This is a genomic window from Komagataeibacter diospyri (assembly GCF_043995075.1).
In the GTDB taxonomy this organism is placed as follows: domain Bacteria; phylum Pseudomonadota; class Alphaproteobacteria; order Acetobacterales; family Acetobacteraceae; genus Komagataeibacter; species Komagataeibacter diospyri.
In genome coordinates this window covers 2,011,714-2,026,886 of record NZ_CP171836.1, presented here as the reverse complement: position 1 = coordinate 2,026,886, position 15,173 = coordinate 2,011,714, and the positions used below count along the sequence as shown (strand labels likewise).

The following is a 15,173-nucleotide window of genomic DNA, read 5'->3' as shown; positions in this document are numbered from 1 at the left end:
CATACTTTATGAATTACATAATAAATGTATGTTATAAGATGGCTTGCGTCAAGGCGCGACAGATGCAAAAGGGCAGGGTATGAGTAACGAGGGCAGCATTCCCGCAACCGGCGGCGTGATCGAAGCACGCCCGTTGCGTATTGGTGACGTGGCGCCGGACTTTCAGGCCCGCACAACGAAAGGTGAGATACGCCTGTCGGATTTCCGTGGGCGCTGGCTTCTGTTTTTTTCGCACCCGGCGGATTTCACGCCGGTCTGCACCAGCGAATTCATGGCGCTGGCCAAGGCGCAGGACCGTTTCGATGCGCTGGACTGCGCCCTGCTGGGGCTGTCGGTTGACAGCCTGTACGCGCATCTTGCGTGGTTGGAGACGATATACGAACGCTTCGGGGTCGAGATTCCCTTTCCGCTGGTGGAAGATCCCTCCATGGCGGTATGTCGCGCCTATGGCATGCTGGACCAGACCGCGCAGGACAGTGCGACCGTGCGCGCGTGCTACGTGATCGATCCCGATGGCATTGTCCGTGCCGTGATGTGGTATCCCATGTCTGTCGGCCGTTCGGTGGAGGAACTGCTCCGTCTTGTCGAAGCCCTGCGCCGCAGTGCCGGCAACGCCGTCATGACACCCGAGGGCTGGGTGCCGGGTGGTGATGTGGTCAGGCCAGTGCCTACCACGCAGGCCGGTGTGCGCAAGGCTGCGGGTGAATGCTGGTTCTATAACAGCGTGCCCGATACGGGCCGCACGCGCTAGCGCGCCATGTCCGGCAATGGGGAAATGATGCCCGACCACAAGAACCGCGATCGCCGTTCCTATATCCTGACACTGTCATGCCCGAACCGTCCGGGCATTGTCGCCGCGATCAGCCACACACTGTTCGAACTGGGTGGGGATATCGCGGGCGCCCAGCAGTTTGACGAACGCGAAAGCCGTATCTTCTTCATGCGCGTCGTGTTCAGCGTGCCGGCCGATGGCATCGCGCGCGGGGGGCTTGACGTCGCGCTGGCCCGGGTTGCCGCCCGGTTCAGCATGAAATGGTCGCTGCGCGAGAACCCGCGTCCCACCCGCACCGTCATCATGGTCTCGCGCTTTGACCACTGCCTTGTGGACCTGCTGTACCGCTGGCGCATTGGCGAACTGGCCATCGAACCGGTGGCCATCATCGCCAACCACCCCCGGCAGACCTACGCCCATATCGATCTGGACGGCATTGCGTTCCACTACCTGCCGGTCACCGCCGCCACCCGCGGCGAACAGGAAGCCCGCATCGCGGATATCGTACGCGAGACGGATGCTGAACTGGTGGTGCTGGCGCGGTACATGCAGATCCTGTCCGATGGCATGAGTGAATGGCTTGCCGGGCGCTGCATCAACATCCATCATTCCTTCCTGCCCGGTTTCAAGGGGGCGAAGCCCTATCATCAGGCCTTTGCGCGTGGTGTGAAGCTGATCGGGGCCACGGCCCATTTCGTGACTCCCGACCTGGATGAAGGTCCGATTATTGAACAGGATGTCGAACGCATCACCCATGCCGACAGCCCTGATGACCTGATCCGCAAGGGACGTGACATCGAACGCCGGGTGCTGGCCCGCGCCGTACGCTATTTCACCGAATGCCGGGTCATTCCCAACGGGCACAAGACGATCGTGTTCAACCCATGACGCCAGCGGGACACGGTGGCGGACCACGGCGTGACCGGCACCCGCAGCCCATGCCGGACGCCGACATGCAGTCCGCCGGTTTCCGACAGGCGCGCCTGGCGCGCAAGACCGCCCTGATCGAGGATTATGTCGAACTGATCGATGACCTGCTCAATGACGGGCAGGAAGCGCGACAGGTGGATATCGCCGCCCGGCTGGGCGTATCACAACCTACGGTGGCCAAGATGCTGGTGCGGCTGGAAGCGGACGGGCTGGTGACGCGCCGCCCGTATCGCGGCATTTTCCTGACCGAGGCCGGGCATGACATGGCGGCCCTGAGCCGCGCGCGGCATCATACGGTTGAACGCTTCCTGCGCGCGCTGGGCGTAAGTGAAGCCAATGCCCGTATTGATGCCGAGGGCATGGAGCATTATGTGGGCGCTGAAACGCTGGATGCTTTCCGTCACGCACTGGATGCGGGTCTTGCCGCATTCATGAAAACCGCCAGCACGCACCGCCACGACTGACCCCCGCCGGGGGGGCAGGCCACGGGGGGGGACGCCCACAGGGGGGAACGCCATGACCAGACGCGCGGGTTCTGCCGACCTGCCGCTGCATACCGGCCGCGTGCCTGCATGGCTGGGCCAGCGCATGGCGCGCCTTGGCGCGGTCGTCACACAGGCGATCATCCATCATTACGGGCGTGATGAATTCCTGCGCCGCCTTGCCCATCCTTTCTGGTTCCAGTCCTTTGGCGCGGTCATGGGCATGGACTGGCATTCATCGGGCATGACCACCAGCGTGATCGGTGCGCTCAAGCGCGGGCTGGCCCCGTTGCAGGACGAACTGGGCCTGTATGTGTGTGGCGGTCGGGGTCGACATTCGCGCCGCACGCCTGATGAGCTGCTGGAAGTGGGGCAGGCGACCGGCCTTGATGCAACCCCGCTGGTGGCGACCAGCCGTATGGTGGCGAAAGTGGACAGCGCCGCCGTGCAGGACGGGTTCGATCTGTACCTGCATGGATTCATGGTGGCGGCGGATGGGCGGTGGTGTGTGGTCCAGCAGGGCATGCATGCGGGCCAGCGCATGGCGCGGCGCTATCACTGGCTGTCCGAAGGGCTGGATGATTTTGTTGAAGCCCCGCACGCGGCCATTGATGGCCAGGTCACGAAGTCTGCGATCATGAACCTGACTGACCGGCGTGCCGATGCCTCGCGCCGGGGACAGGTGGACCTGCTGCACGACATGGGGCCGGACAGGCTGACACGCGAACTCATGCGTATCGAGGGGCGTCCACCCCCACCAGTGCCCGCGCAGGGGGAACTGCCGCACCTGTCCATGCCCGGCCACCATGATGTCCAGCCACAGGATGTGAACATGCGTCGCCTGCATGGCGCGCTGGCTGCGGCGGCGGAAGCGGGGCCGCGTGATTTCGCGGGCCTGCTGCGCGTGCCCGGTGTGGGCGCGCGGACCGTGCGCGCGCTGGCGCTGGTGGCGGAGGTCGTGCATGGCGCGCCGTGCCGTTTTTCCGATCCGGCGCGGTTTTCACTGGCCCATGGCGGCAAGGACCGCCATCCCTATCCCGTGCCGGTGGCGGTGTATGACCGTACGCTGTCGGTCATGAAGGCGGCGGTGACGGCGGCGAAGCTGGGGCGTGAGGAACGGCTGGACGCCATCCGCAGGCTGGATGCGGCAGCACGCCGTCTGGAACGGGACGCGACCGGCCCCACCTTTTCCGCCATCATGGCAGAGGAATACAACCGTTCACACGAATATGGCGGCCGGTCGGTGTTTGGATATGAACCACCGCCGCCCCGACGGGTTTCAGAAGAAGGGGAGCGAAACCGGGTCATGCGCCATGATGGCCAGCCACAGGACCAGCAGGGACACGATCGTGATACGTCCCGCCAGTCGGGATAGGGGTGCGTCTGTCATGCAGCCATGATACCGGGCCGAATACGGCAGAAATACGGGTCATTCCGTTCGTCACGCCTGGAGGGCAGCATCACATCCATGACCGTCATTGATCCCCGTTTGCCCCATCCGGCAAACCCCGATCCCGCGCCCGATATGGCGGGGGTGGTCGACCTGCAGCGTTACCGGCATCATCCGCTTGCCTTCATTTTCCATTACGTGCGCCTGCATGCGCGCTGGCATGTCATCATAGTCGGCGCGATTGCGGTGGCGGTTGCGTGCAACGTGGGCATGTCCGCCATCATCCGCCATCTGGTCGATGGCATGACGCAGGGCGGGCGGGGGATGGGGGCGGTATGGGTATCCATCATCCTGTTCTGCGGTACCATCATCTGTGACAACGCGGCATGGCGTGTCGCGGGGTGGATGGCGTCGGGTGTGTTCGTGCGCGTGGGTGGTGATGTGCGCCAGGACCTGTTCCGATATCTGACCGGCCACGCCGCGACCTATTTCGCGGAGCGGCTGTCCGGTGCGCTGGCGGCACGTGTGTCGGCAGCCGCGGCTGCGGTGGTGGCGCTGGAAAACATGGCGGCATGGAACCTGCTGCCTTCGGTGCTGAACCTTGTGCTGGCCATCGTCACCCTTGGCACGGTCAGCCCGTGGATGGCGCTGGTTCTGGTGGGCATGACCCTGCTGCTGGGCCTTGGCATATACCGGCTGGCGGGGCGGGGGCAGTTCCTGCACCTGTCCTATGCCGCCGAGGCGGCGGAGGTGGACGGCGAAATGCTGGATGTAATGCAGAACCTGCCGCTGGTGCGTGCGTATGGCATGATCGGTTCCGAACATGGCCGCATGCGCAGGCGCATTCAGGTGGAAACGGGCATGCACAGCCGGTCGCTGCGGTACATGGAACAGCTGCGCATGATCCATTCCACCGTCACCGCCTTCATGACCACGGGGCTTCTGGTCTGGACGGTGCTGCTGTGGCGCATGCACCAGGCCACGACGGGTGATGTGGTGATGGTGACGACGCTGGGGTTCCTGATCCTGAACTGCACGCGCGACCTTGCTTTTTCAATGGTCGAGGCCATGAAGCATGTCACCCGCCTGTCCGAAACGCTGGGTCATCTGCTGGTGCCGCATGAACATAGCGGTGTCGTGGAGTCCATGACCCTGCCTTCCGCCGCATGTCGGGGGCATGTGCGGCTGCGTGATGTCACCTTTGCCTATCCCGGCAGTCCGCCCGTCCTGTCGCATTTCGATCTGGATATTCCCGCAGGCAGCCGTGTCGGGCTGGTGGGGGTATCGGGATCAGGCAAAAGTACGGTCCTCGCCCTGTTGCAGCGCCAGCGTTTCGTGCAGGCGGGGGCGGTGGAAATGGATGGCATCAACATTCTGGAACTGGATGAGGCCAGCCTGCGCGCCACCATGGCGGTCGTGCCGCAGGATGTGTACCTGCTGCGCCGCTCGGTAGGGGAAAATATCCGCTATGGCCGCCCCGACGCCACCGATGCCGAAGTCCGCGCGGCGGCGGAGGCCGCGGGATGTAGCGGTTTTATCGCCGCCATGCCGCGTGGGTTCGATACCGTGGTGGGGGAGCGTGGCGTGATGCTGTCGGGTGGGCAGCGCCAGCGCATCGCCATTGCGCGTGCCTTTCTGCGCAATGCGCCGGTGCTGATCCTGGATGAGGCGACCAGCGCGCTGGATGGTGAAAGCGAGCGCCATGTCCATGCTGCCCTTGAGCGGCTGATGGTCGGGCGCACCGTGATCGCGGTGGCGCACCGCCTGTCCACGTTGCGGGGGTTTGACCGCATCGTGGTGATGGAGAAAGGACGCATCGCCCAGCAGGGCAGCATGGCGGAACTCGAACGCGTGCCCGGTCCCTATCGTGACAGGCTGCTGCCCATGGGCGGCGACCTGCCGGCATAGGGATCAGTGCGCGGCAGGCTGGGCAGCGGGGCTGTCCGTTGGCGCCAGCAGGGTGCTGCTGCCCGCAGGTGGCGGCGGGGGGGTATCGACCATGCGGGCGATGGCGGTGCGCGTGCTCAGCACGCCATGTGTCGCCTGCCCCCGGTCATCGGGCATGTCCTGCTGCGGGGTCATGAAGATCATGTCCTGTGGAAAGGCCATGAGGACCCGCCTGCGGCGCAGGAAATTCATGCCAAGGACGCTGTAGGTGGTCTTTTCCACGTTCACGTCCAGACCAAGGTTCTGCCATGTCCCCAGCGTGACATTATCGAAATGATGCCGCCGTCCGTTCAGGATCTTGCCTGCATTGGTGCGCACATGCATATCCGCATGCAGCATGGCACTGGTCAGGCCCAGCGCGCGTGCATCCCTGCGTGAAAGGGAGGAGATGTCGGCCCCCGGTTCGATTTCCATCCGGACGGTGCGCTCCCCCACCCGCAGGGCCACCCCGGTCATCCGCCCGGTGGAATCGGGCAGAAGCGGCAGCGCCGTGCTGTCAGCCCCCAGCCAGTCACGCATTGGCGGGCACGCCTTGCCCTCACGCGGCAGGAACAGGACCATGCGCCGGGCCGGAAAATCGAACAGCACGTCATAATTACCCAGCACATCATACCCGATGATCCCCAGCACCGGCCGGGTGTTGATATGCGGCAGGCCGATCCCCTCCAGCAGGGCGGGTACGTTTTCCGCCATGCCGTTGTTTATGCGCAGGGTGTTCAGGGTGGTGGCGTAAGTGGTGTCCTCGCCTGCGATGGTCTTGATGTTGACGATGGATTCCACGGGGAAATCATGTGTCGTGGCGGCGTACACGCCCACCCTGTCCTGTGTCACGCTGATATAGGACAGCCCGTCCGTCGCGTTGAACGTGACGGGAATGATGGGGCTGCCGCTATTGGTCAGCAGCGGGGCCGTGATGACATGGGCAATGCAGGCGGCAGGCAGGCCATACAGCAGTTCCGGCGCGGCTTCGGGCGGTGGCGGGGGATGGTGAATGGGACGGGCATGGGTGGACCCCGCGCAGCTCATGATACCCATGGCGCACAGGCCCGCGCGCAGGATGCGCGGAGGCATGTCAGTCAGGCTGGTCAGCCAGGTATTCCGCCACATCGGCAGTTGCGTCCTGTGGGGATTCGGTCTGGTCGAAACGGGTGTAGTCAACGGTGATCCGTCCATCCGGCCCGGCGTTTATGATATCCACGAAGCGATGGTTATAGAGCATACGGTCAAATCCGTAAGCCGAGCGAGCGAATACTGTCTGGCCGGATGCTTCGTCCGTGCCGGTCAGGCTGACGATGATTTCCGCTTCCTGTGCCGACAGGTCGGCTTCCGTCATGCCATATAGCGGGCTGTCTTCATCAATGACATGTGTGGGCGTGCAGGCAAAGCGCAGCACCGGCACATGGGCCTGCTGCAGGGTCAGGGGATCAAACTGTCGCACCACCCGGCCCGCGGGCGTGCGGATCAGGCGGGCCAGAGCGAATTCCACATCCACCGACAGGATCGGGCTGCGCCTGCAGTTGGCAATGCGGATATCAAGGTGAAGCTGGTTGTTTTCGCGTAGTATGAGCGCCTTGTCACTGAACATGACCCGGGCGCGGGGGCGGGAAAAACGGGCGAAGATCAGCCCGGTCGCCAGGGCGTTTATCATCATGCCGCCCAGTACCTCCACCGTGGCGATCAGGTTGGCGGTACGGCTGATGGGGATCATGCCGCCATAGCCCACGGTGGACAGGGTCTGCACGCTGAAAAAGAAGAAATCGGCAAAGCTGTGCGGATGCGTGCCGCTGATCCCGTCACTGTCCGCCATGTACAGCAGGGCGAACAGCAGGTTGATGCCGACATAAACCAGCAGGGAGCCATAGAAGAACGTGCTCCACGGTGCGGTCAGGGCATGGTGATAGAAATCGGACCAGATGCGGTCAACCTGCCCCACGCGTATGATCGTATCATGCCCGTTATCTTCCAGACGGTGGGTATTCGCAGCCCCTGATGGCGGGGGCGTGGGTCTGGTGGACCGGGCTGTGCGGTCTGGCGCGGCATGCTGGGCCATGACGTATCCTGTGTGCGCATGTCGTATTGCATCAGGATCAGGCCGACCTGACAAGTTTTGTAATATTCCATGTCGCGCTACAGGACAACGTCCGTTCTGCTGGACGGAACGGGCATGCAGTCTACATATCCATGCAGACATGCCTGCACCGGAGACCTGCGATGACAGACGACCCAGCCCCCGAACAGATGGAACACATGGCCCGGACGCTGGAGGGTACGGGTCGTTACCGTGTCCTGCGCCCGCTGGCGCCACGCGTGCTGGACCATTATCCGGCGGGGGCGGGCACGCGGCTTGGCATGTTCCTTGATCTTGAGACAACCGGGCTGAGTGCCGCCCAGGACGAAATCATCGAATTCGGGATCGTGCCCTTCGTCTATACGCTGGACGGTCGGATACTGGGATCGCTGGAGCCCTTCAGTCGCCTGCGTGAACCGTCCTGTCCCATTCCGGCCCAGATTACCGAACTGACCGGCATTACCCCGGCCATGGTGGCGGGACAGTCCGTCACCCCGGAAGAGGTGGAGCGTTTTGTCGCGCCTGCATCATTAATTATCGCTCATAATGCAAATTTCGACCGCAAGTTTGCAGAACGCTTCACGCCTGCCTTCACTACCAAGCCGTGGGCATGTTCCATGCGCGATGTCGATTGGGCGGCGGAAGGGTATGAAGGGCGCAAGCTGTCCTATCTGGGCATGCAGGCGGGCTTCTGGTTCGATGGCCATCGGGCGGTGGATGACTGTCAGGCGGGGATTGCGATTCTGGATCGTGACCTGCCGGTATCGGGGCGTCCGGCGCTGGGGGTGCTGCTGGAAAATGCGCGGCAGATCCGTTGCCGGATCTGGGCTGAAAACGCGCCTTATGAATACAAGGATATGCTACGCCAGCGTGGTTACCGCTGGAATGATGGAACCGATGGCAACCCGCGTGCATGGTCCATCTCGCTGCCTGAAGAGCAGGTGGCGGCAGAACTGGCATTCCTGTCGGCCGAGGTCTATGCGCGCCCCGTTGAACTGCCCGTAACCCGCATCACGCCGTGGGACCGTTTTTCCACGCGGTGCTGACGGCACGACCACAGGGTATATCGGGTGGAATGATCCTCAGAGCCTGAATCAGAAAGCGGTTTGATTGATTTTCCGCAGAACCCTGCGGATATGGGCAATCATCAACCATGCATGGGATGACGAGATTGTTGCCTCGACATCCTTCGTGAGGCGGCAGCAGCGTCCGAGCCATGCAAAGCTGCGCTCCACGATCCAGCGTTTCGGTAAGATGACGAAGCCTTCGTCTCGATTGCTATGCCTGACGATTTCGATCGTCCATCGGCTGCGTTCAGCCAGCGCACCACGCAACTTCTCGCCAGCATATCCCCCGTCACCGATCAGATGGCGAAGCCAGGGGAATAATGAGCGTATTCTGGTCGCTACCAGCGGCGCACCATCACGATCCTGAACGTCAGCGGGATGTACGACAGCCGCCACGACATGGCCCGGCGTGTCGGTCGCGATATGCCGCTTGCTTGCGGCCCCAGATCTTCTTACCCGCGTCATAACCGCGTGGGCCGCCATTTTCAGCGGTTTTAACCGACTGGCTGTCGATAATGCCCACTGAAGGCGTGGCGTCTCGCCCGTTCTGCTCACGCGACAGGATCACGAGAATATGGTTCATCGTTTCCCATCGTCCCTCGCGTATCCAACGGTAGAGATAGCCCTGTAAGGTCGTGAAGGCCGGAAAGTGCCGGAGCAACTGCCGCCATTGGCAGCCGGTCGTGACGATATGGAGGATCGCCTCCATGACCCGGCGCAAATCCGTACGTCGTGGTCTCCCCGGTCGTTTCCTCTCGCGCATCAAAGGCGCAATCAGTGCCCACTCCGCATCGCGCAGGTCGCTTGCATACTCCAGATCGTCCCTTTGATACTGCGCGCGGGTGATTTCAATCCAGGCCATCCTGATCTCATCAGGTTCTCGCAAACCCATAAATCATAACCTGCTGAAATCACTCAACTCATTTTCGGTCAGACACTGAGACCCTGTTGGACGTTATCCAGGATAGTCCTGAAGACCTCGCAAAATTCAAAAACCATGACTATGCGTTGAAAGATGCTGTCAGCAAGGTTGTTCGCAGGAAGTCACGACAACAGAAAAATCAGGAAACCACCACATTCCCAGAAGAGAAACTTACATATCAATTATAAAAAATAATATATACTACAAATAAATTACTCATTTATCCTTGCAATCAGGTAGGTCAGTATAGAGAGACGGGTCTACCTGGTAAATCTTCCAAACACTACTTTCACGGTGTAACCTGACACACACTGCAAGCGGTTCACCAGCCCCTTTTGGAAAATTCATGAAAAGTCGAATAACTGAATTATTTCTATCTGCCTTTATTTCTGTGACCGACATAAAAGAGGCCCATCGTGCATCGAAATCCTGAGTATGGGTGAAATAATCCCTATCTCCAGTCAAATCACTGTAAGTTCCAGATTCATAGGCCGAAATTATTTTTTTGTGCAATTTTTTTGTAATATATTTTCCAATATCCATGTTGCAAAACAAACCATCACGTTCTTTTTTCGTACCATCATTACTAAACATATGATCGCAAGTGATCATGTATTTTTGATAAAATTCCAGAACTTCCTGTGCTGGTGTTGTACTCTGGGCATATGCCCAGAGTGGAAAAATGGTAAAAATACAAAGGGTTAATATTTTATATCCGTTACGAATACCGGTAAATTTTATAGATTGGTTTCTCATTGCGATATACCGATTGCGTCCCTTGATCTTCTTGCCCGCGTCATAACCGCGTGGATCGCCGTTTTCAGTAGTTTTAACCGACTGGCTGTCGATAATGCCCACTGAAGGCGTGGCGTCTCGCCCGTCCTGCTCACGCGACAGGATCACGAGAATATGGTTCATCGCTTCCTATCTTCCCTCGCGTATCCAACGGTAGAAATAGCCCTGTACGGTTGTAAAGGCCGGAAAGTGCCGGGGCAACTGCCGCCATTGGCAGCCGGTCGTGACGATATGGAGGATCGCCTCCATGACACGGCGCAAATCCGTACGTCGTGGTCTCCCCGGTCGTTTCCTCTCGGGCATCAAAGGCGCAATCAGCGCCCACTCCGCATCGCGAAGCTCGCTTGCATACTCCAGATCGTCCCTTTGATACTGCGCGCGGGTGATTTCAGTCCAGGCCATCCTGATCTCATCAGGTTCTCGTAAACCCATAAATCATAACCTGCTGAAATCACTTAACTCATTTTCGGTCAGACACTCAGATTATAAATAATAAAAGTTTTTGTGAAGATTTTTTTTAAATAGTACAAGATAATTTCATTTAAAAAATGAAGAGATTAAAAACTTTTATTATTTTTTATCAGTATATTTATTTTGAATATTTCTTAGGGGACGCCCATAAACTCATCGCCCAGATAATTGGGCGGCCCGCCATTCAGGCCTTCCGCCTCGAAGCCATCATCATACGGCCCGGAATAGAACCCCATGCCGTAATTATGTTCGTTCCAGTCATTGTTGGCGATCATCGGCCCATCAGGTCCCGATAACTGCGGGCCGGTCGGCCCGGCGCAGGCGGCAAGGGCTGCTGCCATCCCGATCAGGGGAAGCAGTCTGCAAAGGGGATTGCGTGTCATTTTTCCGGTCATGTCGGCTTTCTTTACTCGGGCCGGGATACCGGCCTGTCCTGTCCCGCCAGCGGGCCGGGTACCTGACGCCCACGGTGCCAGACCTGCTGGATACGATCCAGCGCCGTTGGGTCCTGTGCCGGATTGCCTGAGACCACCAGCAGGTCCGCCAGTTGTCCCGCCGCGATGGTGCCCCGGTCCGTAAGCTGCATGAGGTGGGCGGCATCCCCCGTCGCCAGCGTAATGGCCTGCAGCGGGGTCAGCCCGGCCATGACCGACAGCCGGAATTCCCGATGTTCGGCAAAACCGGGAATGCGGGTTGGCGTCGCCCCCGAATCCGTACCGAACCCGATGGAGATGCCCGCACGGTAAAGGGTCAGCAGATTGCGCATGTTCATCGCCAGCGCCTTGTGTGCTGCTGCGGTCAGCGGGGCTGCCAGAACCTTTTCCCGCCATGTCGGATCCGCGAACTGCTGGCGCAACGCAGGCGACAGCCCGAATGACAGGAAGGGATCATCCAGCCATTCGGGATGCTCGGCAAAGATATAGTTGGCTTCATCAAGGTCCAGCGTCGCGATATAGCCCGTGCCCTGCTGTGTCATGGCGTGGATCAGGGTGGCGTCAACCGGTTTGTCGCGCACGCCGTGGGCAAGGATGTCCACGCCCGCGGCCACCAGCGCGCGGGCATCGGACAGGTCATGGATATGGGCGGCCACGCGCTTGCCGCGCAGATGGGCCTGCGTAATGGCGGCGCGGTATATCTCGGGCTGCATTTTGGGCAGGCCACGTGCGCCGGGCACGCCGTTGCGGAAATCATCGACCCACAGCTTGATCAGGTCCGTACCTTCATCCGCCATTTTATTGACCGCGGCGCGGGCTTCATCGGGCGTGGTGGGACGGAAAACCTGATCCGCGCCAAGGTGGAACATGTTCTGCGGTGGCACGCCATCGGGTGCGCCAATGCCCTGATCCACGCCAAACAGGTCGGCGCCGGGGTTAAGGCCCGCATGCTGCTCGCGCCGCAGGTCGTCAAACAGGGGTGAACGGTTCAGTCCCAGCGCAACAATGGTCAGCACTCCGTAACGTTCATACTGCGACAGTTCGGACAGGATGTTGGCGCGGGTATAATTGACTTCCCCATTCTGCGTGCCGCTGACCTGTCCCACATGGCTGTGGTCGGAAATCAGTCCGGGCAGCACGGTCTGGCCCGACAGGTCAATGGTCCGTGCATGTGCTGCTGACGGCAGGTTGTGACCGGTTGCCGCGATATGTCCGCCGCGGATCAGGATATCCGTATCCGCCTGCGGCGCGCTGCCCGTGCCATCAATAACGGTGGCATGGCGCAGCAGCACCGGCCGGTCGGGCCGGGCATGGGCCATGCCGTGGGCCAGCAGAAGCCCCGTCATGAAGGTCAGCAGGGCAGGGCGACGGTAACGGAACATGGCGGGATCTCCATCCGGCGGGACGGCGCAGTGTGGAACGCGTGCAAACGCGCGTCCATTCACATCTGGGCGGGCCGGGCGACTGCTTGCTAACCCTGCTTGTGGAACATCCTGCAAATTGTGAAAAAAGCCTTGGAAAACGCTGCCTTTTTTCAAAAAAAGGCCGTAACTGAAAACTTTCATTATTTATCAATAAGTTGTTTTCAGTCAGCTTTTTCAGGTGAAACCTAGCGCGGCAGGCGTGTCGCCCCGCCTTCGATCAGATCGGTAAATGCGTCGGCCACGTCACCGCTTTCAGGAAAGCAGACAAGGACGTCATCGCTTTCCGATTTGGCTTCGCGGGCAGGCGTGATCACGCTGTCCCAATCGCCCGACAGTGAGGTCACGGTGCCGATTGCCGGTTCCACAAACTGCCATGATCCGCCCTTGACCGTTGATCCCATGACGGTTGTCAGCAGGAATATGCAGGCCTGCGGCGGCAGGGGCGAGGGTGTGCGCCGGAACTGGTAGATCGTGCCGGATTTTCCAAATAGCGTGAAAGAAGTCCACGGTTCCATAAGCCTGTTCCCTCCTTGGGTGGTGGTCGCACTATGCCATATCTCATCACGCCGGTGGGATAGGGTCGCGTCGTCCATCAGCCATGCGGGCCACGTTGTGTCGGGCTCTCTGTCGATGGCGCAATGGATGCCTGATATCCCCGGCAAATAAGGGGGTATCCCGTAATTGATGATGCAATGCCTGCCATGACCCTGCCGACAGGCGACCGGAATTTTTTATCATTCATGGGATGTTTCATGGGGCGGCGGCCTGAAACAGGATTTTCACCATTAGAATGGGATGATGCGGCCCTTAAGGTTGAAGTAAGACGTTTTTCCAGGTCAAGAAAATGTTTCAAGGGGTCAAGAATGTTGCCGGTGGAGCGGTCTATCGTGGTGATGGAAGCCAGTCCGGGCTTCGTGTTAAGCGGGGGCATTCATCATGCGTGTTGCCTGTACAGGCCATCCTAAGATCTGTTGTGGACAATGACCCGACCTTCCGTGACTGCTGCCGCCCCGCTGACTCCGCCGCATGATGCAGACGGCCCCGCGCCCGCGCCCGCGCTCCAGCGCCGGTTCGGGGTCTTTCATCTATGGGGCATTGCCGTAGGTCTTGTGATTTCGGGGGAATATTTCGGGTGGAGTTACGGGTGGGCCACGGCGGGCACGCTGGGTTTCCTTGTCACCACGTTCATGGTTGCGCTCATGTATGCGGCGCTGATTTTTTCCTATACCGAACTGACCACTTCCATACCGAAGGCAGGCGGTCCGTTTGCGTATGTTCTGGCGGCTTATGGTCCCGTACCGGCATTCCTTACGGGCTTTGCGTCGATCATGGAATTTGTCTTTGCGCCCCCCGCCATCGCGCTGGCGATCGGGGCCTATCTGCATGTGCAATATCCCGATGTCAGCGCATCGACGGCCGCGACTGGCGCCTATGTAGTGTTCATGGCGCTGAATATATTCGGTGTGAATATTGCGGCCACATTTGAACTGGTCATTACCATAGCGGCCATTGCCGAGCTTCTTGTGTTCATGATTGTGGTGATGCCCGGTTTTTCGTGGGCGAATTTCGTCCATGATGGCTGGGCCGGGTCCGATACGTTCAGCCTGCATGCCGTTGGCGGCATTCTGGCGGCGGTTCCCTTCGCCATATGGTTTTTCCTTGCGATTGAAGGGGTGGCCATGACAGCGGAAGAAGCGCACACCCCGCACCGGACCATTCCGGTGGCCTACATCGCCGGGATCATGACCCTGATGGTTCTGGCGTTTGGCATCATGATCCTTGCAGGCGGCGTGGGTGACTGGAAGACCCTGGCCAGCCTGAACGACCCGCTGCCACAGGCCATGCTGAGCGTGGTCGGCCCCCGCAGCGGTTATGTGCATATGCTGGTGTGGCTTGGGCTGTTCGGTCTTGTGGCGTCTTTCCATGGGATCATCATGGGGTATTCGCGCCAGATCTATGCCATGGCGCGTGAAGGCTACCTGCCTGTGGTGCTGGGGCGTCTGCATCCCCGGTTCGGGACGCCGTGGGCCGCAACGCTGGCTGGCGGGATCGTGGGGATGCTGGCCATCTATGGTGACCGGTATATTACCATCGGTGGCCAGCCGCTGACCGCCAATATCGTGACCATATCGGTATTCGGTGCGCTGACCATGTACCTGTTTGCCATGGCCAGCCTGTTCCGGCTGCGGCATAGGCAGCCGGAACGGGTGCGGCCATGGTCCGTACCGGGTTATCCTGTGGTGCCCGTGTTTGCCTTTGTCGCGGCGTCCTGTGCACTGGTGGGCATGGCAGCCAGTCATCTGGCCATTTTTGGCATCTACGTCGTGTTCATGGTCATGGGGCTTACGGTTTATCTGATCAGCCGCAGGGCTGAAGCCTGAGGGGGCTGACCGGCAGGTGCTGTCCGGTCGCGTGTATCTGGTTTTTCGGTGCGCGCTTGTGTCAATATAAGTGTCTTGTTCCTTAATATT

13 protein-coding genes and 2 pseudogenes are annotated in these 15,173 nt (G+C 60.1%); 7 read left to right on the top strand and 8 right to left on the bottom strand.

Going from position 1 to position 15,173, the window contains the following annotated elements:
• Positions 1–79: 79 nt before the first annotated feature.
• From ACE2AA_RS09525 to ACE2AA_RS09505, 5 genes are all read left to right on the top strand, one after another.
• The gene (locus ACE2AA_RS09525) at positions 80–751 is read left to right on the top strand and encodes a peroxiredoxin (protein WP_141261061.1); all 672 of its coding nucleotides are present in this window, start codon (positions 80–82) and stop codon (positions 749–751) included.
• A 6-nt stretch (positions 752–757) separates the two neighbouring features.
• Complete coding sequence (gene purU / locus ACE2AA_RS09520; protein ID WP_141261059.1) at positions 758–1,660, top strand: formyltetrahydrofolate deformylase; 903 nt, start codon at positions 758–760, stop codon at positions 1,658–1,660.
• Positions 1,657–2,166, top strand: a complete 510-nt coding sequence (gene mntR, locus ACE2AA_RS09515) for a manganese-binding transcriptional regulator MntR (protein ID WP_395369573.1) — start codon at positions 1,657–1,659, stop codon at positions 2,164–2,166. The genes purU and mntR overlap by 4 nt, the downstream gene beginning before the upstream one ends.
• 52 nt (positions 2,167–2,218) lie before the next feature.
• On the top strand, positions 2,219–3,559 hold the full coding sequence (locus ACE2AA_RS09510; RefSeq protein WP_395369572.1) for a DUF763 domain-containing protein: 1,341 nt from the start codon (positions 2,219–2,221) through the stop codon (positions 3,557–3,559).
• 93 nt (positions 3,560–3,652) lie between these two features.
• Positions 3,653–5,482, top strand: coding sequence for an ABC transporter ATP-binding protein (locus ACE2AA_RS09505; protein ID WP_395369571.1), 1,830 nt, complete (start codon positions 3,653–3,655; stop codon positions 5,480–5,482).
• 3 nt (positions 5,483–5,485) lie between these two features.
• Here ACE2AA_RS09505 and ACE2AA_RS09500 read toward each other — a convergent pair whose 3' ends face one another.
• Positions 5,486–6,628, bottom strand: coding sequence for a retropepsin-like aspartic protease (locus tag ACE2AA_RS09500; RefSeq protein WP_395369569.1), 1,143 nt, complete (start codon positions 6,626–6,628; stop codon positions 5,486–5,488).
• Positions 6,594–7,571, bottom strand: coding sequence for an ion channel (locus tag ACE2AA_RS09495; protein WP_395369567.1), 978 nt, complete (start codon positions 7,569–7,571; stop codon positions 6,594–6,596). The genes ACE2AA_RS09500 and ACE2AA_RS09495 overlap by 35 nt, the downstream gene beginning before the upstream one ends.
• A 161-nt stretch (positions 7,572–7,732) precedes the next feature.
• Here ACE2AA_RS09495 and ACE2AA_RS09490 point away from each other — a divergent pair, with 161 nt between their 5' ends.
• Positions 7,733–8,635, top strand: coding sequence for a 3'-5' exonuclease (locus ACE2AA_RS09490; protein ID WP_141261050.1), 903 nt, complete (start codon positions 7,733–7,735; stop codon positions 8,633–8,635).
• Between the two features lie 48 nt (positions 8,636–8,683).
• Here ACE2AA_RS09490 and ACE2AA_RS09485 read toward each other — a convergent pair.
• The 6 genes and pseudogenes from ACE2AA_RS09485 to ACE2AA_RS09460 all read right to left on the bottom strand — a co-directional run bounded on the left by ACE2AA_RS09485 (position 8,684) and on the right by ACE2AA_RS09460 (position 13,217).
• Positions 8,684–9,518: pseudogene (locus tag ACE2AA_RS09485) on the bottom strand (IS5 family transposase).
• Positions 9,519–9,794: 276 nt separating this feature from the next.
• Positions 9,795–10,334, bottom strand: a complete 540-nt coding sequence (locus ACE2AA_RS09480) for a DUF3828 domain-containing protein (RefSeq protein WP_395372181.1) — start codon at positions 10,332–10,334, stop codon at positions 9,795–9,797.
• Positions 10,335–10,775, bottom strand: a pseudogene (locus tag ACE2AA_RS09475) (IS5 family transposase); the annotation flags it as partial.
• A gap of 203 nt (positions 10,776–10,978) precedes the next feature.
• Positions 10,979–11,227 (bottom strand): hypothetical protein, encoded by a 249-nt coding sequence (locus ACE2AA_RS09470; RefSeq protein WP_227000991.1) that lies wholly within the window; start codon positions 11,225–11,227, stop codon positions 10,979–10,981.
• Between the two features lie 23 nt (positions 11,228–11,250).
• Complete coding sequence (locus ACE2AA_RS09465; protein WP_395369566.1) at positions 11,251–12,660, bottom strand: amidohydrolase family protein; 1,410 nt, start codon at positions 12,658–12,660, stop codon at positions 11,251–11,253.
• A 227-nt stretch (positions 12,661–12,887) separates the two neighbouring features.
• Complete coding sequence (locus ACE2AA_RS09460; protein WP_141261196.1) at positions 12,888–13,217, bottom strand: hypothetical protein; 330 nt, start codon at positions 13,215–13,217, stop codon at positions 12,888–12,890.
• A 465-nt stretch (positions 13,218–13,682) separates the two neighbouring features.
• Here ACE2AA_RS09460 and eat point away from each other — a divergent pair, with 465 nt between their 5' ends.
• The gene (gene eat, locus ACE2AA_RS09455) at positions 13,683–15,083 is read left to right on the top strand and encodes an ethanolamine permease (protein WP_395369564.1); all 1,401 of its coding nucleotides are present in this window, start codon (positions 13,683–13,685) and stop codon (positions 15,081–15,083) included.
• Positions 15,084–15,173: the final 90 nt, after the last annotated feature.

Coding starts and splice junctions, on each gene's coding strand:
- mntR (WP_395369573.1), top strand. CDS start 1,657: ATGACGCCAGCGGGACACGGTGGCGGACCACGGCGTGACCGGCACCCG.
- ACE2AA_RS09495 (WP_395369567.1), bottom strand. CDS start 7,571: ATGGCCCAGCATGCCGCGCCAGACCGCACAGCCCGGTCCACCAGACCC.
- ACE2AA_RS09500 (WP_395369569.1), bottom strand. CDS start 6,628: ATGTGGCGGAATACCTGGCTGACCAGCCTGACTGACATGCCTCCGCGC.
- ACE2AA_RS09490 (WP_141261050.1), top strand. CDS start 7,733: ATGACAGACGACCCAGCCCCCGAACAGATGGAACACATGGCCCGGACG.
- ACE2AA_RS09525 (WP_141261061.1), top strand. CDS start 80: ATGAGTAACGAGGGCAGCATTCCCGCAACCGGCGGCGTGATCGAAGCA.
- ACE2AA_RS09505 (WP_395369571.1), top strand. CDS start 3,653: ATGACCGTCATTGATCCCCGTTTGCCCCATCCGGCAAACCCCGATCCC.
- ACE2AA_RS09480 (WP_395372181.1), bottom strand. CDS start 10,334: ATGAGAAACCAATCTATAAAATTTACCGGTATTCGTAACGGATATAAA.
- eat (WP_395369564.1), top strand. CDS start 13,683: ATGACCCGACCTTCCGTGACTGCTGCCGCCCCGCTGACTCCGCCGCAT.
- ACE2AA_RS09465 (WP_395369566.1), bottom strand. CDS start 12,660: ATGTTCCGTTACCGTCGCCCTGCCCTGCTGACCTTCATGACGGGGCTT.
- ACE2AA_RS09460 (WP_141261196.1), bottom strand. CDS start 13,217: ATGGAACCGTGGACTTCTTTCACGCTATTTGGAAAATCCGGCACGATC.
- ACE2AA_RS09510 (WP_395369572.1), top strand. CDS start 2,219: ATGACCAGACGCGCGGGTTCTGCCGACCTGCCGCTGCATACCGGCCGC.
- purU (WP_141261059.1), top strand. CDS start 758: ATGTCCGGCAATGGGGAAATGATGCCCGACCACAAGAACCGCGATCGC.
- ACE2AA_RS09470 (WP_227000991.1), bottom strand. CDS start 11,227: ATGACACGCAATCCCCTTTGCAGACTGCTTCCCCTGATCGGGATGGCA.